The organism is Breznakiella homolactica (assembly GCF_016616095.2).
Taxonomy (GTDB): domain Bacteria; phylum Spirochaetota; class Spirochaetia; order Treponematales; family Breznakiellaceae; genus Breznakiella; species Breznakiella homolactica.
On record NZ_CP067089.2, the window covers coordinates 3442317 to 3462093 of the forward strand.

At 55.5% G+C, this 19777-nt stretch carries 15 protein-coding genes and 1 pseudogene; 4 read left to right on the forward strand and 12 right to left on the reverse strand.

Annotated elements, in window-relative coordinates:
- Positions 1-202: 202 nt before the first annotated feature.
- Positions 203-739, reverse strand: a complete 537-nt coding sequence (locus JFL75_RS15525; RefSeq protein WP_215627590.1) for a GNAT family N-acetyltransferase — start codon at positions 737-739, stop codon at positions 203-205.
- Between the two features lie 104 nt (positions 740-843).
- On the opposite strand from JFL75_RS15525, the pseudogene JFL75_RS15530 reads away from it, so the two are divergent.
- Positions 844-1527: pseudogene (locus JFL75_RS15530) on the forward strand (MIP family channel protein); the annotation flags it as partial.
- Between the two features lie 228 nt (positions 1528-1755).
- On the opposite strand, the gene JFL75_RS15535 reads toward JFL75_RS15530, so the two are convergent.
- The 6 genes from JFL75_RS15535 to rpmH form a co-directional block, all read right to left on the reverse strand.
- On the reverse strand, positions 1756-2562 hold the full coding sequence (locus JFL75_RS15535; RefSeq protein ID WP_215627592.1) for a DUF6675 family protein: 807 nt from the start codon (positions 2560-2562) through the stop codon (positions 1756-1758).
- 163 nt (positions 2563-2725) lie between these two features.
- The gene (gene jag / locus JFL75_RS15540) at positions 2726-3454 is read right to left on the reverse strand and encodes an RNA-binding cell elongation regulator Jag/EloR (protein ID WP_215627593.1); all 729 of its coding nucleotides are present in this window, start codon (positions 3452-3454) and stop codon (positions 2726-2728) included.
- A gap of 60 nt (positions 3455-3514) precedes the next feature.
- Positions 3515-5308, reverse strand: coding sequence for a membrane protein insertase YidC (gene yidC / locus JFL75_RS15545; RefSeq protein WP_215627594.1), 1794 nt, complete (start codon positions 5306-5308; stop codon positions 3515-3517).
- An 18-nt stretch (positions 5309-5326) separates the two neighbouring features.
- A complete protein-coding gene (yidD, locus tag JFL75_RS15550) occupies positions 5327-5548 on the reverse strand; it encodes a membrane protein insertion efficiency factor YidD (RefSeq protein ID WP_215627595.1) in 222 nt (73 codons plus the stop codon).
- Positions 5548-5895: a ribonuclease P protein component gene (gene rnpA, locus JFL75_RS15555; RefSeq protein ID WP_215628626.1), complete on the reverse strand. Its 348-nt coding sequence runs from the start codon at positions 5893-5895 to the stop codon at positions 5548-5550. The genes yidD and rnpA overlap by 1 nt, the downstream gene beginning before the upstream one ends.
- Positions 5896-5910: 15 nt before the next feature.
- Positions 5911-6066, reverse strand: a complete 156-nt coding sequence (rpmH, locus tag JFL75_RS15560) for a 50S ribosomal protein L34 (protein ID WP_215627596.1) — start codon at positions 6064-6066, stop codon at positions 5911-5913.
- A 549-nt stretch (positions 6067-6615) separates the two neighbouring features.
- On the opposite strand from rpmH, the gene JFL75_RS15565 reads away from it, so the two are divergent.
- Positions 6616-7710 carry a M42 family metallopeptidase gene (locus JFL75_RS15565; RefSeq protein WP_215627597.1) on the forward strand — a complete coding sequence of 365 codons (1095 nt, stop codon included), beginning with the start codon at positions 6616-6618 and terminating at the stop codon, positions 7708-7710.
- A gap of 74 nt (positions 7711-7784) precedes the next feature.
- Here JFL75_RS15565 and JFL75_RS15570 read toward each other — a convergent pair whose 3' ends face one another.
- Positions 7785-8237, reverse strand: a complete 453-nt coding sequence (locus tag JFL75_RS15570) for a 2-thiouracil desulfurase family protein (protein WP_215627598.1) — start codon at positions 8235-8237, stop codon at positions 7785-7787.
- Positions 8238-8372: 135 nt separating this feature from the next.
- Here JFL75_RS15570 and JFL75_RS15575 point away from each other — a divergent pair, with 135 nt between their 5' ends.
- Positions 8373-8534 (forward strand): hypothetical protein, encoded by a 162-nt coding sequence (locus JFL75_RS15575; RefSeq protein WP_215627599.1) that lies wholly within the window; start codon positions 8373-8375, stop codon positions 8532-8534.
- Positions 8535-8668: 134 nt separating this feature from the next.
- Positions 8669-9976, forward strand: a complete 1308-nt coding sequence (thrC, locus tag JFL75_RS15580) for a threonine synthase (protein WP_215627600.1) — start codon at positions 8669-8671, stop codon at positions 9974-9976.
- Positions 9977-9982: 6 nt separating this feature from the next.
- On the opposite strand, the gene JFL75_RS15585 is transcribed toward thrC, so the two are convergent.
- The 4 genes from JFL75_RS15585 to JFL75_RS15600 form a co-directional block, all read right to left on the reverse strand.
- Entirely contained in the window at positions 9983-11197 is a 1215-nt protein-coding gene (locus tag JFL75_RS15585; RefSeq protein WP_215627601.1) for an HD domain-containing protein, read from the reverse strand.
- A gap of 23 nt (positions 11198-11220) precedes the next feature.
- Entirely contained in the window at positions 11221-13677 is a 2457-nt protein-coding gene (gene sppA, locus JFL75_RS15590; protein ID WP_215627602.1) for a signal peptide peptidase SppA, read from the reverse strand.
- Positions 13678-13757: 80 nt separating this feature from the next.
- On the reverse strand, positions 13758-17549 hold the full coding sequence (locus JFL75_RS15595) for an alpha-amylase family protein (RefSeq protein ID WP_223292669.1): 3792 nt from the start codon (positions 17547-17549) through the stop codon (positions 13758-13760).
- Complete coding sequence (locus JFL75_RS15600) at positions 17546-19567, reverse strand: 4-alpha-glucanotransferase (RefSeq protein WP_215627603.1); 2022 nt, start codon at positions 19565-19567, stop codon at positions 17546-17548. Before JFL75_RS15600 ends, JFL75_RS15595 begins: the two co-directional genes overlap by 4 nt.
- Positions 19568-19777: the final 210 nt, after the last annotated feature.

The window sequence follows — 19777 nt, forward strand, 5'->3', positions numbered from 1 at the left end:
AGAAAAGTATAACCTATAAAAGCTTTTTAATAAAGAAAAGGTAGGGCAGGTACAGGGCCTCCGCGGTATATCTGTACCGGTTCTTCAAATACTGCGAAGTTCTGCCTTTGAAAGGGGCTGAGGCTGGGACGCTTTTCCGGTATGGGGTGGCGCTTGGGAACGGGTTTACCCCGCACTAACCCCTCGGATCAGAGAAGCATGGCTACTTGGTTTTATAGAAATCCCCGGGGAGCAGGTCCATGTGGATGATATCGTGGGCTTCCAGGTTGCGGATCAGGGCTTCCCGGCGGCGGCCGAATGGTTTAAACCCGATCTTTTCGTAGCATTTGACCGCTCGGTCGTTAAAGGCGTAGACCCGGAGCATAATATTGTGGAGATTAAGTTTTTTATAGCCGTAATCGATCAGGAGTGTCAGCGCTTCGGTGCCGTATCCCTTGTCCCAGTAATCCCTGTTTCCGATAAAAATGCCGATTTCCGCGGTCCGCTGAATATAGTCGATATCCATCAGGCCGCAGTTGCCCAGGAGCGTATCCGTAGCGATATCCACAATAGAGTAGCTGTGCTGTTTCCCGAGCTGAGCCAGGAGTTCCCGTTCGGATGTGAGGTCAATGGAGGCGGATGCGAGCCGCAGGGTATTCATAACCTCCATGTCGTTGATCCACGCGGTGTATTGTTCCGCGTCACCGGCATCGATGGGCGACAGGTAACACTTTTTTCCGGTCAGTTTTTTGAAGTACATGGCAAGACTCCTTTCAAAATACTACCGTAAGAATCAGCGGTAAACAATATGGAATTATTGTAAATCTTATATAATACTTTAAATATCATTTAAAAAAAGGAGAAACAATGAAAAAATACTGTGCGGAATTTATCGGTACCATGATTCTGGTTCTGTTCGGCTGCGGATCCGCCGCGGTCGCGGGAAGTACCCTGGGGACTTTGGGAATCGCCTTTGCCTTCGGGCTTTCCATTGTGGCGACGGCTTATGTTATCGGCGGGATTTCCGGCTGCCATATTAATCCCGCGGTGTCCCTGGGGATGCTGCTGTGCAAACGGATGACGGTTAAGGATTTTATCGGGTACTGCATCGCCCAGTTCCTGGGCGGTATTGCGGGGATCGCGGTTCTGTATTTTCTTATCCGCCAAACCGGACTCGGCCAGATCGTTGTGACGGGACTGGGGCAGAACGGATTCGGCCGTGCCTCGGCGGTGCGTCTTTCCATGGGCGGCGCCATAGTCACCGAGATTATCCTGACTTTCGTCTTTGTTTTCACCGTTCTCGGTGTGACCGCCGGGGAATCATTCAGCAAAATCGCCGGGATCGTCATAGGGCTCTGCCTGACCTTTGTGCATATTATGGGCATTCCCCTGACCGGAACTTCGGTCAATCCCGCCCGGAGCCTTGCCCCGGCGCTGTTTATGGGCGGAACCGCCCTTTCCCAGGTCTGGGTTTTTATTCTCGCGCCTTTGGCCGGGGCCGCGGTCGCCGCGGTGGTGTGGATGTGTCTCAATAAGAAAACTGCCTGACATAAAAACGCTCCTTCCGGGCCGCCTTTCCGCCTGCCCGGAAGTAGTTCCGTTAATCCCGGTGATTTTCTATCAGAAATTACCGGCTGCCCTTTCCGAATATTTCCGTAAATGAATAGAATCCCGGTCTGTTTTTTAGTTGCAAATAAAGTTTTTTCCGTATCGGCGGACTTCAGCCCGCCATGCGGCCTGTGTCCGGCTGAGTCAGCCCGGCGCTGCCGCCGTTAATCAGCGGGTTTTCTCATAGGCCTTATCGGCCTGGCCGGTGAACCAGGTCAGCACCGCGTCCGCCCGGGTGGAAAAGGATTTGCCCACCCGCTGGCCGATGCCCGGGATCGACGGCGCCTTGGCCATGGACGAGATATACACCGCGAGGTACGGCCCCGCGTCGAGAACCGCTACCACGGTGCGGAGCTTGTTTTTGCCGACCATGGGAATCGGTCCGCTGTTCATGGTGGTGAGGTTTTCCTGTATGAATATCAGGGCATCTTCCCTGAAGAAATAATCGTACTTGTAAACATTATCCCCGAAAGTCAGATCCTTCTGCCGGGCATAGACGGTCAGTTTTTCCGGCGGGATGCTGTACACAGGATCCGACCGGGGATTTTTTGAATCCGGATTGTCAATGATTGAGGATGTTTCGTAGAAAACCCGCATGGCGCTCCGGGTGGTGGAAAAATATTCGATTCCCGCCAGGGTACTCAAAGCCAGGGTTTCGTTGTACAGAGCGGTACGTTCCTGCTCTGTCCAGGAATCGCGGTTCGCCGTATCGGGTTTTTTATACAAATACAGGCTTTCCGCCATGAGGCTGGGCTCAACGGCTTTTTTATTTTCTTCCAGAAGCTGCCGGATAAAAGCGCTGTCCGGGGCCATCAGGGGCTCCGGATTCTTGTGCTGGGTTTCGGTTATCTGCCCGTCCCTGATAAGCTGCTCCGCCCGTCCCGGGCCGACCAGCTCTTCCAGTGACACGGAATATACCGGCAGCGCCGCCGCAATTCCCGCCAGACAGAGGATCAGTTTTTTATTTAAAGCCATAATTGTTCCCTTTTCCTGATGCTATATTACAAACAATTCTATTAATCAAAGATAACAAAAAAGCGATTCCGAAACTACAGGCAGCCGGGGAATAAAAAAGGCAGTTCCGGAATCCCTCAGGATACCCGGATCTGCCTTTCCTAATAGCGGCCGCTGCGGCGGTTTACCGCATGCTGCCGCGGTAGAATACCCGCACCTGCTTGTACAGGCCTTCGCCTTCGCTTTTCGTTTCCACATCGGAAATATCGTTCAGGGTGGTGTGGATGAGCCGGCGGTCAAAGGGGTTCATGGGTTCCAGAAGAATGGAACCGCGGTTTTCCCGGACCCTGTCCGCCACGGTGTAGGCAAGCCGGACCAGGGATTCCTCCCGCCGGATTCGGTAATTTTCGCTGTCCAGGATAACCCGCATGTCTTCCCGTCCGATCTTGCTGGCGTAGATGTTGGCAAGCAGCTGGAGGGCATCCAGGTTTTTGCCTTTTTTGCCGATCAGAATAGATGAATACTCGGAATCGATTTTGAGCCCGATTTTGTGTTCCTCCCGGAACTGGATTGAAACCGAACCGGGATAGCCCATGTGCTCAATCAGCCCTGTGGCAAAATCAATCATCTGCTGTTCAAAATCGTTTTTTGGTTCCGGGTCGCCGAATACCGCCTGGCGGGAAGGTCTGTCCTGGGAATCAGTATCTCCGGAATTCCCATCCATCTGCGGTCTGGGCGGAGGGGATACGGGTTTATCCGTATGTACCTGGATTTTTACGAATCCTTTTTTAAATAAACCCGATTTTTGGGTCTCAAGAATTTCAACATCAAAGCCGTCCTTCTCAAGGCCCAGTTCTTCCGCCGCACGGTCGATGGCTTCCTTTTCCGTACGGCCTTCAAATTCATATATCATATAGCGCTCCTCGCGATAGAAATTGCGAAGTTATGGTTCCGTTCATAGAGGAAATGAGCGTTACCGTTTCTTTTTTTTCTTCGGTACAATTACCTGCTGCGGGGCCTGTTCGGCAGCTATCTGGGCTTTCCGCTTGGCAAGATATTTGTTGATCGTCAGCTGCTGTACCAGGGTCAGCAGGTTGGACAGAATCCAGTAGAGCAGAAGCCCCGACGGTACATCGTACAGGATGAAGAAGAATACGATGGGCATCACGTACAGCATGAGCTTCATCTGGGTATTCGCCTTCTGGTCCAGAGTCTGGGTGACCTTTCCGTACAGAAGCTGGGATGCCAGGTAGATAAACGGCAGAAGCCGTATCTCGCTCCACCCGAGGATCGGCAGCCTGAAGGGTGCGAAACTGTACACAAATTCAGGCCGGGAAAGGTCGGGGATCCAGCCGGGAATAAACATGGCGCCCCGGAGATCAAAATGGGTGTTGAACAGGTTGTACATGGCAAAGATGATGGGGAACTGGATCAGCATGGGGAGGCAGCCCGACATGGGGTTGTAGCCTTCCTTTTTGTAGAGTTCCGCCATCTCGGCGTTCATCTTGTTGGGGTTGTCCTTATATTTAGTCTGAATTTCCTGGATCTTCGGCGAAAGTGTCTGCATCCGCAGGGTTGATTCCGAGCCCTTTTTGGTCAGAGGGAAGAGGAGAATCTTTACCAGCAGGGTAAGCAGGATAATGGCCACCCCGTAATTCGGGATAATCCGGTAGAAAAGCTGGAGCAGCCATTTCAGCACGAACTCCAGGGGAGCGAGAAAACCGCTGGTGCTTGCGATATCGGAAAGCTGCAGGTCCCGCAGTTTGTACGCGTTGTTGGCATTGTCGTAGATGGCCAGGTCATTCTGGCTTTTGGGGCCCAGGTAAAACCGGTAGGTATCCGTGGTTCTGGAACTGTTAAGGGGCGGCCGGACCATGAAGAAGCGGGACGCGTCGGAGAGCCCCGCTTCCGGGGCGGTGGAGAAGGCCATTTCATACTGGGCCGATTCGGGAATGGCGATAAAGGTAAAGTATTTCCCCGCGATAGCGGCCCAGGTCGCGCGGGAATTGATCACCGTGGGACCGTTGCTGTTGACTTTTTCCTGGCGTTTTTTGCCGTTGGTCAGGGTCAGGTACTGGCGGTATTCGTAACGCTGGTCCAGTTTTTCAAAACTGGGACCGATCTGGGGGCCGAACGCCAGGGTGTAGGCTGCCCCGGAAAAGTTTATCGAAGGTACGGAATTCCCGCCGTCAACGGTAACGGTCAGTTCAAACATGTACTCATCGGGAATAAAATCGTAGCGTTTGGTCAGCCGGAACTGCCCGGCTTCTCCGCCGTTGGCGCCGACCGCAAAATCCCGGTAAAACTCTACCGACGTCGATGACAGGCGGTTCACGTGGAACAGACTCTGCACCGGTTCAGCCTTCATGTCGCCAAAGGCGATGGTAAAAGCGTGGGGTTCCCGGTCTCCGGGAAGGATCATTTCCACCGGTTCACTGCCGTCCTGGTGGTTTTTCAGTTTGTAGGAAATCATATCCCCGCCGGTATTGGAAAGGATAATTTCCGCCAGTTCGGTGTTGATGGTTACCCATTGTTCCTCAATGGGAGCCGCTTCCGCAGTATCTCCGGGTTCGGCAGGTTCCTGGGTTGTATCAACCGTAAGCGCCGGAGGCGGCGAGCCGGTGGTTTCGGAAATAAGGGGCTGTTCTACAGGCGCCGGTTCCTGCCCCGCGGGTTCCTGGGGCATAAAGAATAACGCCTGAACTGTATAAAACACCGATATGACAACGACCGAAAGTACAACGGCCAGCAGGGTTCGCTTTTCCATGGATCTCCTCAGTAAAAATCAAGGTACCGGATCGTAACCGCCCGGATGGAACGGATGGCACCGCAGAACGCGCTTTATTGCCAGAAATAGCCCCCGGAAGGGTCCGTAACGCCGGACCGCTTCATAGGCATAGGCTGAACATGTGGGTACATATCTGCAGCTTGGGGGAAAATGAGGCGAAACAGCGTTCTGGTAGAACCGGATCAATAACAGGACCAGGCTCTGTAAAGGTCTTGCCACTACGTTTCCAAAAATAAACCGGCCCTGGAAAACAGCGTGCTAAGCTGCTCCTGCCGGGCTTCAAACGAGTCCTTTCCGGGATAAACCAGCAGAACGAAATCATAACCGGATCGCAGCTGCTCTTTTATAAGCCGGTACACCTCACGGCTCAGACGCCGTGAACGGTTCCGCTGTACCGCGTTGCCGTATTTGCGGGCAAAGGTAAATACGATACGGTTTACCGGCAAATCATTTTTCAGGATAAACAGTTTCGCCCCGGAACAGGAAACACTCCGTCCGCGGCTAAAAACCTGCCCGATCTGATCCCTTCCCTTTAAGCGTTCTGCCCGCCGAAACCGGAAAGACAGTTTTTACCTCTTGATTTAATAAGGTTTCTTTTCGTCAGAAACACTCAGTTTTGTCCGGCCTTTGGCCCGGCGCCGCTTCAGAATCAAACGGCCGCCCCGGGTTTTCATACGGGCGCGGAATCCGAATTTACGGTTGCGTTTGACTTTACTAGGTTGATAAGTCCGTTTCATGGGAGAATCTCCTTGCATCTATATAAAGGTACTTGTTTTCCATACAGATAGAGGAGACAGTATAGAAAATTTGGAGCCCTTGGTCAAGGATGAGGGGGAGCACTGAGCTGTATATGCACCAAGCACCCATGTTAACTGGATCTGCGGGTCCTGTCATATATAAAGGAGAATGGCTCCTCAGCGGCCTGTGGCCTCGAAAGTCGCTCATTCCCCTTTATGTATGACACCCGACGTAACCAATATGTACGGGTGTTTGGTGCTTTTACCTGCTGGGGGTAACCGTATCCGGCAGGCGGCTCCCCCTGGCTCCAGCCTTGCCGGACCATCCATGGAGTTTTGCTCTGCAAAACTCCTGAAAGACTGAACGCCGCAGGCGGCAAGTCTTACGCCACCCCCACTCCTGGTTCTCAGGAAAAGAGCCTCTCCCAAAGAACCGGCAGGGAAGCATGGTACCGTACCGGCAGGACCCCCGGACCGGGTCCCCGCCATGCTTCCCTGCCGGGTTTGATATATTTGACTTTTCTGGACTTTGGACTGATGATATGGTTTATGGACTATATTAACAGGCTGAAAGATCATCTCCGGGTTATGGCGGATCTCATTTCGGTTTCCGGTATGGAACAGGAAATGGTACGGTATATTGCCGGGACCGCAAAATCCGCTGGCGCCTCGGTTACGGTGAACACAATCGGCAACGTAACCGCCGCCCTGGAGGGTAATTCTCCGGGACCCACCGTTTTTCTGGGAGCCCATACCGACGAAATCGGGCTTGTGGTGCGGGGAATCTCCGAAAACGGGTTCATCGGCTTTGAACGGTTAGGGGGTGTTGCCGACAGTCTGCTGCCTGCCCGGGATGTCCTTGTTTCATTAAAGCGGATTCCCGGGGTGATCGGTTATAAACCCGGCCATCTGCAGTCCCCGGAAGACGCACGCAAGGTGGCGCCGATCACCGATTTTTTCGTGGATGTGGGCGCTTCTAGCCGGGCCGAGGTCACGGCATTGGGTATCCGGATCGGGGATCCCATTGTATTCAAAAGTAGTGTAACCGAATTCCCGCCGTCCTCCAGGGTCGCGATGCGGGGGCTCGATGATAAGCTGGGCTGCGCCGTTCTTCTGGTTCTGCTGGAAGAATTGAAGGACCGGGAATTTCCCGGAATCCTGCACTGCGTATTTACGGTGCAGGAAGAAGTTGGGATGAAGGGCGCCTCCGTCGCGATGCACGGCCTTGAACCCGATTACGCCATAGCCATTGATACAATCCCGGTTGCCGACACTCCGGGATCCGTGCCCAGTGAGATTCTGCCCCTGGTATTGGGAGCCGGTCCGGCGATCGTTACCCAGAACCGTGCCGGGGGCGACTATTTTTTCCAGACCCACCCAGCGGTGGAATCCCTGCTCTGCGGAACCGCGGAACGGATTTCGGTGCCGCTGCAGCGCGCTTCCATGCTGGGGTTCCAGTATGCCACGGATGCCTCGGCGCTCGGTTATGCCAACGGCGGAATCGCCGCCGGAATCCTGGCTTTGCCCCGGCGGTATTCCCATTCCCCGGTGGAATTCGCCGACCTCGCCGACGCCGGCGGGGCCGTCAAAATACTGAAAACGGTAATCCGCGAAACCGGGACCTTCAATAAATCCTTTATCTGATCCCCGCTCCCTGATGCAGAGGCTGGGGGATCGGCTGGTAATCGATATTGATGACCCGGAGCTTTTCATCCGGCTTAGCCAGTTTCGCTGCCGGATTCTTCCTTCCAGTTTTCCTCGGTGAATACCACGATCCGGTTCGCGGTGAGCAGTTCCGCGGTCACGCCTTTTCCCGTCCGGATGGTTCCGGAGAAACTCCCATCGTATATCCGGCCGCAGCCGCAGGACGGGCTCATTGATTTCAAAATGGCCGTGGTAATGCGGTACCGCCGGCAGATCCGCAGGGTTTTTTCGGCTCCCAGGACAAAGGCCTGGGTATACTCATAGCCGTCTCTGCCGATGACCTTGGTTTGTCTGTTCTCAATCCGGATTTCACAGGGGGGTCTGGGGATGGGGAGCCCTCCCAGGACCTCGGGGCAGGCCGCAATGGCTTTGCCGGAATTTACCAGTTCCGAAAATTCCGGCTTGTGAACGCTGGTGCCGTTATACCTGCAGGGAATACCCGCAAGACAGGCGCTGATGAGATACATTCGGACTCCAATACTTCAATAGATCTTACTGTGCCGTTTTCACAGCATATACCATCTCTATTTGCTTTGCCAGGTCAGGAATAGTATCTTTTATATAGAAAAGAAGTTTCCGTGATGAGACTTCGAGGAGGTATTATGGCTGTGGATCCTGTAGGCGATATAGTGGGTATAACCGTTCCGCCCCCGGAACCGGAAGAACCCCCCGTGGTTGTTGATAATACCGAATATACCGAACCGGTTCCCGAAGAAGCTCCTTTGCCTGATTACGAGGGAAATACGGTTGATGAATCGGTATAAAATGGTATATTTCACTTAAGCGGCCTCAAAAACAGCGGAACATTCAGCCTATGTATCCGGTTCTGAATTTCAGTAACCGCGGTATGCTTGCTGATTTCAGCTTCCGGGAGTACACTGGAACTAGAAGGATTACAATGGAATTCAGATCAACCCGTTCCGCAGAACCGCTGGTTTCGTTCAAGGATGCGGTGCTCCGCTGCCTGCCTCCTGACGGGGGACTTTATATACCTGCTTCGGTTACTGACATGCGGCAGTTTTTCCTCTATATGGACGAGGATACCAGTTATCCCGAACTGGTGGCCACCGTTGCTCCTTCGCTGCTCCAGGGGGAACTGAACCCCTTTTCCGCCGCCAGGGTCGCGGAAAGCGCCTTTGATTTTGAGCCGGAGCTGAAAATTCTCGACGATTCCCTTTCCGTATTAAATCTCTATAATGGACCCACCGGGGTTTTTAAGGACTTCGGGATTGCCTTTCTGGCGGCAATCATGGAGGAACTTATCAAGAACAACGGGCGGGCCATGATCCTCTGCGCCGCCCGGAGCGGAGGAACCGGCGCGAGCATTGCCCATTCTTTTTACAAGCGGAAAGGAATGACTGCGGTTATTCTGTATCCCGCCGGGACCGTCCACGGGCTGGATCCGGCGTTATTCGTTCCCCAGGGCGGCAATATTCTCCCCATTCAAATAGAAGGCAATTTTGACGACTGCCAGCAGCTCATCCGCAACGCCATCCATGACCGCCCCTTCGCGGAGCGGTACAGTATAACCAGCGCCAACGCAATCAATGTGGGCCGTCTTCTTCCCCAGGCTTTTTACTACCTCTATGCCTTTGTAAAAATCAAAAAGAAGCTCTGCGGGGATTTATCCTTCAGCGTGCCTTCGGGGAATTTCGGCAACCTAATCGCCGGCCTCTACGCCTGGAAATTCGGTATGCCGGTGAACGGGTTTATCGCGGCCATGAACACCAACAACGCCTTCGGTGAATATATCAGGGGCGAGAAATTCGTTCCCCGGCCGGTGGTTTCGACGATTTCCCCTGCGCTGGATGTGAGCAATCCCGCGAATTACAGCCGGCTGGCGGCATTCTACCAGGAATCCCCCGCGGTGATGCAGAATATGGTCTTTCCCGAAGTCATTGACGACGGAACCACCATCGCCGCCATGGAACAGGCCTGGAAGGATTACGGCATCATCCTCGATCCCCACGGCGCGGTTGCCTTCGCGGCGGCCAAACGCTGCCTCGGTTCCCGTGATTTCGGGGGCCATGTGGTGGTCATGGCCACGGGCCATCCCGCGAAATATGCCGATCTTGTGTTTAAAGTTACCGGACAGCGGGTGGAGGTGCCCGAAAACATCGCGGCGCTTCAGAATGAAGTAGACCCCGTGGCGGTTATTCCCCCGAGCCTCGATTCCCTCCAGGCCGCCATCGCCAGCTGCTGCTGACAATTTTTATGGATAATAATATTTCCCGTTTTTCTTGCCGTCCGCCGACCGGTAGGGGTTTTTCCGGTTCCGCAGGTAAGTCTGGTAGGCGGCGCTGCTTTCGTAATACCCTTCCAGGCCTTTAAAGGATGAGGATTCGTCGCAGCGGTACAATTCCATGAGGACCGGGAAAAGGTCCGATTCCAGTATGTTTTGGGTCCGGGTGAGTGGCAGCCGGGGCAGGGCCGCGGGGAGCATGTGGTTCCGCACGAGGAAACAGACATCCTCGATCAGCTGCGGTTCGTACTCCAGGCGGTTCAGGAATTTTCTGGCCACCGACGCCCCCAGCTCGGCGTGGCCGTCAAACCGGCGGCTGCCGGAAGATTCCGAGAGAGGTTTGCCGGAATCATGGAGGAGCAGCCCCAGGGAAAGCCGCAGGTCGGCGGTTTTCCGGTACCGCAGGGTTTCCAGGGTATGCTGCCAGACATTTCCTTCGGGATGGAATTCCTTGGAATGGTCCACATTGTCCATGGCTGCCAGCTCGGGCCAGAGGGTTTCAACAAAGCCGCATTCCATAAGAAACTGCAGCCCCATTCCGCTTCGGTCCGAAAGCAGCCCCGCGGAGAGCAGCACCCGCAGGGCTTCAGTGTTCGGGGGTGTTCCCCGGGGAAGCCCCGCCACTGACGAGGCAAGGGCGGAGACCGCCTTGGGCAGTGCCGCCTCTTCACCGGCGCGGCTGTACCGTGAAACCAAAACCGCCGCTTCCATGGCAGCGGTATAGAAGATCTCCCCCGGCCCGCCGGAAAGGAGGATGTCCGTACATTGTCCGGAACCGCCGTCCCGTCCGGAGTTTCCCAGACATTGCCAGAGGGATTTCAGGGCCGGGTATATTCCCCGGGGATCCAGGAAATGCCTGTTTTTCCAGTTCCGCCGTATCTGCAGAACGGTAAACGGCGAGTCCTGCCTGCTTCCGGGGGAATCCCGGTCGATACAGCGGAAATACCAGGTACAGTCCGGCGGTTTTCCGGGGGAGGCTTCGTCCAGCGCCGCGTCGGCAAGATCGGGGCCGGGAAAACGCAGACCCTCGAACAGCCGGGCAAGGGCCGCCGGATCCGCGTCGGTCTCGAGGTATCCCGAAGGGAGCCCCGGATAGCCAAGATAGGAATCCAGGGCGGTGAAGGAGTACAGATGCAGGTAGTACCCCGCGGAATCCAGGGCTTCACCGATGGTGTCCAGGCTCATGGTGTTTTGTTCCCCTTTCCGAACTACTGCTGCAGGGTAAATTCTAGGGGCAGCAGCGGCAGAACCCTGCCGTTCTGGGAGATCCGGTACCGGAGATCCCGCACAAAGGGTGTTTCTTCGGGAAGGGAAATCCGGGCAGTGACCAGATTCGCCATTATTGAATCGAACAGGGAAGCGGTTGGATATTCCTCGAATACAATCTGCCGGCCGTCCTGTATCCCCGCCAGGTTCCTGGCGATTTCAATGGCGTCGCTCAAGCCTCCGATGCTGTCCGCCAGCCCCAGTTCCACGGCGCTGAGGCCTGAGTAGATTCTTCCCTGGGCAATGGCTTCCACGGCTTCTTTGGTCATTCCCCGCCCCGCGGCGACTTTTCCCACGAATTCATCGTACATATCCATGATATAGAGCCGGTACCGTTCCTGTTCCGCTTCGCTGAGGTCCCGCCGGGGCATGATAAAGCCCGTGAGCATATCCGCGTGGTCCCCCCTCTGGAGGGTATCCAGGGTTATGCCGAGTTTTTCGTTCAGTCCGTTATCATAAAACCACGATGCTATAACGCCGATGGAACCAGTCATGGTGTAGGGCGCCGCCACAATGTGGTCGGCGTACATGGAAACCCAGTACCCGCCGGAGGCGGCGGCGGATCCCATGGTAACCACCACCGGCACTTGCCTCCGGGCGTCCCTGATTGCCTCGGCCACGTAATCCGCGGCCACTGCGCTGCCCCCGGGGGAATCTACCCGGATAACTATTGCCCGGACATATACCCTCTGAGCGACATCCCTGATCAGCCGGGAAAGCTGCCGGGCTGCCATGCCCCTGTCCATATCGGTCTGGCCCGAGGCATGGATAACCGCAATCCTCGCGGGCTCACCCCAGTACGGTTCGGGGGTTTCCCTCGCGTCGTATCTGTAGCTGGTATAACTATCCGCCATGAGGCTGGTCTTTGGGTTTCCATGAACCGCGTAGGAGTATATGGGCCGCCCTTCGAGTTCCCGGATGGTACTGCCCACTATTTCTTCCCGGCCGGTGCCGTCAACAAGCCCCCGTGCCCGGGCTGAACGGGAGGAATATAAATATTCCTCGTTGATGATGGCGTTGAATTCTTCTTCCGAAAGCGACCGGGCCCGCATGAGCACCGTTTTGGTATAGCCGAAAATATCGTCCAGGTACGCGTTGTACTGCTCCCGGTCCGCCCCGGACAGATCGGTCCGGGTGTAGGATTCCGCCGCGGATTTGTAGGTGAGGTACCGCAGTTCCGTCACGCCGATGCCCAGTTTATCCAGGGTATTCTTGAAGTACCCCCGGCCCACGGCGTATCCGAACATGGTGAGGGTGCCCCCGGAATCCATGATAATCCTGTCCGCCACGGAGGCGAAGTAATAGATGTCAAAATCCGCTTCGTCAATAAACGCAACAATATGTTTTCCCGTGGATTTGAAATTTTCCAATGCCCGCCGCAGTTCCCAGAGGGATTCCCGGTCGGCGGAAAAACCCGAGGTATTAAGCACAATACCCCGGATATCCGGGTCGTTCTCCGCTTTTTTTATGACCCTGAGGGTTTCTACCAGGAAAGTTCCGCCGGAAAAATACGAAGGTTTGGTCCGGAGAGTACCCTTGAGATTCAGCTCAAGGTACCGGCTGCCCGTCACGGGAATGGGGAGCGAGGGGGTGGCCACATAGTCGCCGAGTCCGATTCCGTAAACCATATTCGTGACGGATGAAAAATTTCTGGGAGTAACCGAGGATCCTGATATGGAAAGCCCCTCCCAGCTCACACTGAGCCCCAGGCTTATTCGTTCATCCTTTGAATACGCCCCTCTGACGGCAATACCGGGGATGGGTTTTACGTCCAGACCGACGGACCAGAAATCTTCGTGATCCGAATCATGGAAGGTCCGGGAGTAGGTCCCGAAAAGCGTCAGCAAATTGCTGCCCAGGGGCCGTACTCCCACTTCGCCGCCCATATCAAACCAGTCGCCGTTGTAGGTCCCTCCCATGCTGAATCCGAGTGAAAGGAACCGCATGGGTCTCGATAATGCGCCCAGCCGGTAATTGCCGAAAAACCTGCCGTCCGACGGGGTAATGACACTGCCGTTGGAAAGGCCGAAGGAAATAGCCCGGCTGCCGAAGGAAAGGCCAATGTTGAAATTCAGCTGATCCTCTGCGTCGGGAAGGGATGAATACAAAAGCCCCAGGGACAGCCTTCGGGTGTTGTAGAACATGCCCAGATGCTGCATCGCGTCGAGGGCGTATCCGTCGGTGGCGTAAAGCAGTTCCACATCTGAATATCCCGGAACCTGCAGGCCGTTATATGACGGATTCGCAAAAGCCGAGACAGCGCTTTCTCTGACCCCGGGAGTAGGTCCCCAGAGCTGGCTCATCTCCTGGGGTGAAAAATAGTGGAAATCATACGAAAACACGGAAAGGGCGGCAAAGAAAAACAGGACCGCCGCGTACCGGAATTTTGTTTTTTTCATGGGATATCCTTATCCCATAAGTATACATCAAATCGCTTCGCCCGGAAATGCATTGGCATTGCAGGTGCTGTCCGCTGAGTCTAGGAAATATCCCCGCTGAGGTAATTCAGCAATTCATCCAGGCGGTACCGGGAATTTTCTTCGGCTTCCTTGAAGCGTCCGGAAAGTTTCGCCAGGGAGGTTATCCGTGTGTTCCATTCCTGCTTGTCAAAGTCCCGGGAAACGGGCTTGTCCGCTTTTTCTGTTTTCTTCCGGGGAGCGCTTTTTTTCGTTTCCTTTTTTGCCGTACTCCGGACCGGAGGCATTTCCTCCAGGGCTTCGGGGGATTCCAGTATCAAGAACAGGGAAGCGAAGAACAGGGCGTCATCAAAAGCTTCGCGGTTGAACCACAGGACACCGTCAAAAAGATTTATCCCCAGGAGTTCCCGGAGATCGTCTTCTTCAAAAGCCTCCGCCAGCACCGCCAGTTCCGCGGGTTGATCCGTATCCTTCCAGTCCGCGGCAGGCCGGGTACGCCGCAGCAGGGCCTTGATCGCCTGCACCGCCCGGGAGGATTCATCCCCGTTTATGCCGAGGCCGCGGAAGATCTCCAGCAGTTTCCGGTCCAGGCACCAGTGGTCAAGCAGCGCGGCGGCATCAGCGCCCCCGGTATCCGGTCCGATAATGGGGCGCAGCAGGGCCAGCACTCCGTAGCCCATTACAAAGGCGGTGCGGTACGGTTTCGCGTTTACGGTTTCAGCAAGTTCACCGATAAATGATTTTCCCTTTTTACCCAAAGCCGCCGGCGCTTTGGCGGCATATTCCGAAATCAGAATAAAACGGCGGATAAAAGCGGACAGATCTTCCCAGATATGTTCCGGGTCAGGGGAACAGGTGTTCTCACCGCACGGGTACGGTTCGTACCGCCCCCCGGCGCCGCTGAGATATTTCCGGGCGGTGGTGATGAACGCCATAGCCTGCTGTTTGAGGTCCCGGATAAAGGTTTCGGTATCCGCCGTTCCCGTCCATTCGCTGTTCCAGGATGATTCTTTGCCGGTTTCCGGCCCTGAGCCGGTAAAGACCGGGACGATCCCCGACGGTCCTGACGCCTTCCCCGCGCCGGCGGAGGCGAAATTCATGTACAGAGTTTCCAGAATTCCCGGGGAGAAAAGCGCCGTAAAGGGGGCGTACAGTTCCCCGAGGAAAATATCCTGCATGGCGGAATTGAGATTTTCAACGCCCCGGCCGTTTAGTTCGTGGTGCAGCCGCGCCCAGCGGCCGTTCCCGGTATCGTCGATTTCATGGATGTCCAGGAAGACCTGGGCTTCGTATCCGTTCAGGGAAACAAAGAGGCCGTGTTCAGCCAGTTCCTTGCTGGACCTGATATACCACAGCCCTGATCGCTGTTCCCATAAAACAACGAAACATTGTTCCCCGCCGCTGAATCCCAGGGCTTCCGAAAGTGTCGGGCGGCGGCTTCCGCCGTCCCGCTGGGGCACGGCTACGGCGCTGGTCTGTATCCAGCCGGTAGCCTGATAGAAACAATTGTTGAACAGCACCAGGGCTTTATCATCCCCGGACCGGTTGGTATACGCGAAAATGTTTTCATTCACCGATCCGTCGGCGCTGAAGAGATCGAACAGGAAGAAGTGAATACTTTCGGCGAAAAGTCCCCGGCGCTTCATCAGGGGGAATATTTCCTTTTCGTGCCGGCTTATCATGTACTGGTCCGGTTCTTCATCCCGGTAGGACCGCTGATATTCCATGCCGTATTTTTCCTCAAAGCCCTCAATCTGGCCGTGGCCGAACATGGGGAGCCCCGGCATGGTGACCAGGAGCGTGCAGATGCCGAAGTACTTGTCATCCCTGCCGAACTGGGCCACCGCGGTTTCCTCGTCGGGGTTGTTCATAAAGTTGACGAACCGTTTGAGAATTTCCGGATCGAATTCCAGGGTGTTTTTAATGGTCGCCCGGTATTTGGCGTTTTCTTCATTTTTAAGCATATTCATAAATGCTGAATTGTAGACCCGGTGCATCCCCAGGGTGCGGACGAAGTATCCCTCCAGCATCCAGAAGGCTTCCGCCAGGAGCAGTGTGTCCGGGGCTTCCGCGGCGCAGCGGTCCACCACTTCCCGCCAGAATTCTTCGGGCATCCTCCGGTTGAATTCTTCCGTAGAAATGGCGTGTTCCGCCCGGCTGGCTATGTCGCCGCCGTGGCCGGGCTCGGGATACCACAGCCGCTGGATATGGCGTTTCGCCAGGGTCATGGCCGCGTCAAACCGGACAATGGAAAACTGTTTGCATACCCCGATAATGGTCCGGATCACCGCTTCCCGGGCTTCGGGATTGAGAAAGTCTATCTGGGCGGTATCGTTCCAGGGCATGGAGGTGCCGTCATTGCCGTGGTAGATGTACCGGGTATCCCCGGTATTAAAGTCAACCCGCTTAAAGACCACCGCCGCGTCGGTTCTGTTGTAGTAATGGTCTTCTATATATACGCCAACTCCGTCGCGGTTCGAAAGGTTTCCGCCGTTATAGGTATACGTCGGGAAGGGCGGGTAGGGGAGCTGGAGGAACCGGTCCGGGTGTTCCATGACCCACCGGGAATCGATCCCCGTATGGTTCGGAACCATATCCGACGCCAGCCGGATACCCCGCCAGGCGCACCGTTCCCTGAGGTTCGTCAGGGCGCCCCAGCCGCCGAGTTCCGCGGCAATATCGTAATCAAACAGGCTGTACGCGCTGGCCGCCGCCTCGGGATTGCCGGTCCACTGTTTGATGGTTTTCGACGCGCTGCTCCGTTCCCAAAGCCCGATGAGCCACAGGCCGGTAAAGCCCCGCCGGGCCAGTTCGTCCAGTTCCTCATCGGGGATCTGGTCGAGCCGGGTTATTTCTTTTTTATACTTCCGTGAAAGCTGAAAAAGCCACACCAGGGTACTCTTTGCCATGAGCACGGTCCTGGGCATCCAGTCGCGGTCCTGGCTGAACCGTTCGTATTCATGTTCCAGCCCTTCGTAGGCGTAGGCCTGAGTCGGTCCGGGCCCGAAGAACACGGGTTTTTCCTCTTCCTTGATTACATCCATGCCCGTCAGCAGCCGGGCGAGGTACCGCTGGATAATCAATCCCCATTTCTTCCGGATAAAATCGAGCTGTCCGCTTAAGGAGTCCGGGGATGCCAGGGCGGGAGCCCGGAGCAGATCCCAGAGACTCTGGCTGTCGGGCCCGAAGGGCGGGAGCTCCGCGAAATGGGCCTGGAGTTCGCCGATGGCTTTGGTATACGCGGTCTTTTCCGCTAAATCCGTATCGTCAAAAAGGAATTTGAAGGGATCGAAGGCGGTATTGAGATTGGCCAGGGCCAGGAGCATGAGCTCCTCCAGGGCCAGAGCGCGGTTGGTTTCGTCACCGCTTTTGACCGCCAGATACTCATCCACGGAGAGCTTCCCGGTGTACACCTCCCGGGGAGGGAATTGGGTACAGAATGCCCGGAAGAGTTTCGCGGTCTTTTCTTTGCCGAGATTTTTTTCGAACCGGGCAAGGGCTGTCTCAAAGGCATCGGGCTGGACCTGCTCCCGGTACAGGGCCGCCACGTAATGGAGTATTTCGTCAATGAGCCCCATGGCGTTAAGCTGGCCCGCTTTGATGATCCGTTCAGGATGAATCTCGGGGTTTATTTTTTCATTCAGTTTTTGCGCCAGTTCCCGGACCTGCCGGAAATCAGCGAGGACTACGTTACCCTGGAGGGAAAAAAGCGCCGACTCAAGGCCGTATGTATCCCGGATATCCCGGGCAATATGGAATTCCATTATACCCTGCCTGCGGTCCGCTGACGGACCGGGAACAGAGGATTTCTGACGGTTCCGGAGTTTTGTCAAATTCAGGGTTATGTGCGTCATAGGTCTTTCCTTTGTTCAGGTTCCGCGGAACTGAGTTCCCTGAGGGCCGCCATGAGGTCCGTATCTCCGCGTATTTCCGACATGGCCGCCGGCAGGCGGTAGGTCCAGTTGAAGTCGTTGGTGGTGCCGGGAACATTGATCCGTTCCGCGGCGGGATTCGGGGCGTACCACCGGGAGGAGAGGTGAAGCAGGTCCTGGATCTGGAAGACCCTGAACCGTGACCGCGCTCCGGCCACCTTCCCGAGAATTACTGCCGCGGCCCCGGGGTCGTATGTATCGGGCAGGGAAGGGGCGTTGATGAAGGTCCGGAGCACATCCCGGTCGGCTTCCCGTTCCCACCATTCCCGGACGGTGGAACTGTCATGGACCGCCGGGGTCGCCACCGAAAGTTCCGGGTAGCCGTAAAACGGAATATAGGGCTGCCCTTCCAGATCCCAGTCCCGGTACCACCGGAGTACCCTGAGCCCGAGAATTTTGAGCTGGGTAAGGACCTTGGGCACACAGGCCGGGACGGCGCCGAGATCCTCGGCGCAGGGCAGCATCTCCGAAGACGCCGAAAGCACCGACAGGAGCCGCCGGCCCTGTTCTTCCCAGATGGACTCGGAATTGACCCGCCGTTTTTCCAGCAGTTCCTCCAGCCGCTGCCGTTCCTCCCCGGAAAGGCTTTGGTAGGCCCGGCTTTCCCGGAAATACCACACCGGAAAATAACTGTCCTTCTCGTATTCCAGGAACAGGCGGTTTGCCCAGGCTTTGTACAGATACGCTTCGGCGGCGGGATGCAGTTCCAGGGCGGTTATATCCTTTTCGCCCCGGATAGAAGGGTTAAAAAGCCACAGATCCTCATCGCCGATTCTGGTGAGAGCTTTGGTAAAAACACTCTCCGCCTCAGCGGCGATGCGGAATTCGTCCTTTTGCCCGCCGCTGTCCGTAATCCCCGAAAGGGCTTCGTACACTTCGGCGGTGGGAACGTGAGGTTCGGAAAGCCACCGCACCCGTTCGGCGGTAAATCCCAGGTCGTCAAAATCATTGGGGTTGATGGGTATATAGGGAATATACCGCCCCAGGGCGGCGGATTTATCTTTGTCGCTGCTTGCCCAGATCCGGAAAAATCCGAGCACATGGTCGATCCGGTAGGCCCCGTAATATTTCCCGGCCTGTTTGAGGCGGCGCTTCCACCAGCCGTAGTTGTCCTTGGATTGGGCGTACCAGTCGTAGATCGGAAAACCCCAGTTCTGGCCTTCCGGGCTGTACATATCCGGCGGCGCCCCGGCGGAAAGACCTTTCTGGAAAAATTTCCCCTGGGCCCAGACATCGGCGGAGTCGTCGTTCATCAGAATCGGGAGGTCCCCCTTGAGCAGTATCCCCATCTCCGAAAGCTCTCCGGCGGCTTTCCGGAACTGGCTGTCCGCCGCTTCCTGGATCCATATCCAGAAGAGATGATCCTCCCGGAGTTTGGGATTATTCCACAGAGTCTGGACGGTATCCGCCGTGACTTCCGAATATTCATCCCATTCCTTCCAGCTTTTTTCCTGGTTATGCTCCTTGAGGCGCCGGTACACGGCGTATTCAGTGACCCAGGGATTTGCGTCAATCCACGCATCCAGGGCGCCGCCTTTTTTTGACTGGGCTTTTATTTCTTCTATATTGAGGGAATAAATTTTCCGGAGCAGAGCCAGTTTGTCCCGGAGAATTTCCCGGTAGGGGAACCGGGCTTCTTGTTCATATTTTTTCCCCAGCGCAGCAAGTTCCTTGCGGAATTCCTTTGCCCCGGGAATGTCACTGATCCTGATATACAGAGGGTGAAGCGCGAACGCGGTAAGAGCGCTGTAGGGAGAACTTTCGTACCCCGTATCATTGACAGGCAGCAGCTGTATCAGCCGGATTCCCGCGGAAACACACAGCGAACCCAGTTCCGCAAGATCCGGATATTCACCCACGCCGATACTGTCCTCGCTGCGCAGGGCACCGACCGGAACAGCCACACCGCATAACCGCTGCTGAGCCAGAGTAACCGACATGTTATCCTCCAAGGGAATGGGGTCTAATTAAGTATAGTACGTAGACCAACCGGGGTAAACTTAAAAATTGGAATTATTATATGACATTTTCAATTATCTTTCTGAAAAATGTACTTTTTTCATATATATTGGAGTTTACAGCGGACCAGGGAAATAAAGCAGTACAAACCGTACCGCCGCCCGTGATTTGACCGTTTTGCCGCGGTGCCC

What these genes read in the sequence shown, in the direction of transcription:
- sppA (WP_215627602.1), bottom strand. Translation starts at nt 13,677, where the DNA reads ATGAAAAAAACAAAATTCCGGTACGCGGCGGTCCTGTTTTTCTTTGCC.
- JFL75_RS15595 (WP_223292669.1), bottom strand. Translation starts at nt 17,549, where the DNA reads ATGACGCACATAACCCTGAATTTGACAAAACTCCGGAACCGTCAGAAA.
- thrC (WP_215627600.1), top strand. Translation starts at nt 8,669, where the DNA reads ATGGAATTCAGATCAACCCGTTCCGCAGAACCGCTGGTTTCGTTCAAG.
- jag (WP_215627593.1), bottom strand. Translation starts at nt 3,454, where the DNA reads ATGATATATGAATTTGAAGGCCGTACGGAAAAGGAAGCCATCGACCGT.
- JFL75_RS15525 (WP_215627590.1), bottom strand. Translation starts at nt 739, where the DNA reads ATGTACTTCAAAAAACTGACCGGAAAAAAGTGTTACCTGTCGCCCATC.
- rpmH (WP_215627596.1), bottom strand. Translation starts at nt 6,066, where the DNA reads ATGAAACGGACTTATCAACCTAGTAAAGTCAAACGCAACCGTAAATTC.
- JFL75_RS15565 (WP_215627597.1), top strand. Translation starts at nt 6,616, where the DNA reads ATGGACTATATTAACAGGCTGAAAGATCATCTCCGGGTTATGGCGGAT.
- JFL75_RS15570 (WP_215627598.1), bottom strand. Translation starts at nt 8,237, where the DNA reads ATGTATCTCATCAGCGCCTGTCTTGCGGGTATTCCCTGCAGGTATAAC.
- JFL75_RS15600 (WP_215627603.1), bottom strand. Translation starts at nt 19,567, where the DNA reads ATGTCGGTTACTCTGGCTCAGCAGCGGTTATGCGGTGTGGCTGTTCCG.
- JFL75_RS15535 (WP_215627592.1), bottom strand. Translation starts at nt 2,562, where the DNA reads ATGGCTTTAAATAAAAAACTGATCCTCTGTCTGGCGGGAATTGCGGCG.
- JFL75_RS15575 (WP_215627599.1), top strand. Translation starts at nt 8,373, where the DNA reads ATGGCTGTGGATCCTGTAGGCGATATAGTGGGTATAACCGTTCCGCCC.
- yidC (WP_215627594.1), bottom strand. Translation starts at nt 5,308, where the DNA reads ATGGAAAAGCGAACCCTGCTGGCCGTTGTACTTTCGGTCGTTGTCATA.
- JFL75_RS15585 (WP_215627601.1), bottom strand. Translation starts at nt 11,197, where the DNA reads ATGAGCCTGGACACCATCGGTGAAGCCCTGGATTCCGCGGGGTACTAC.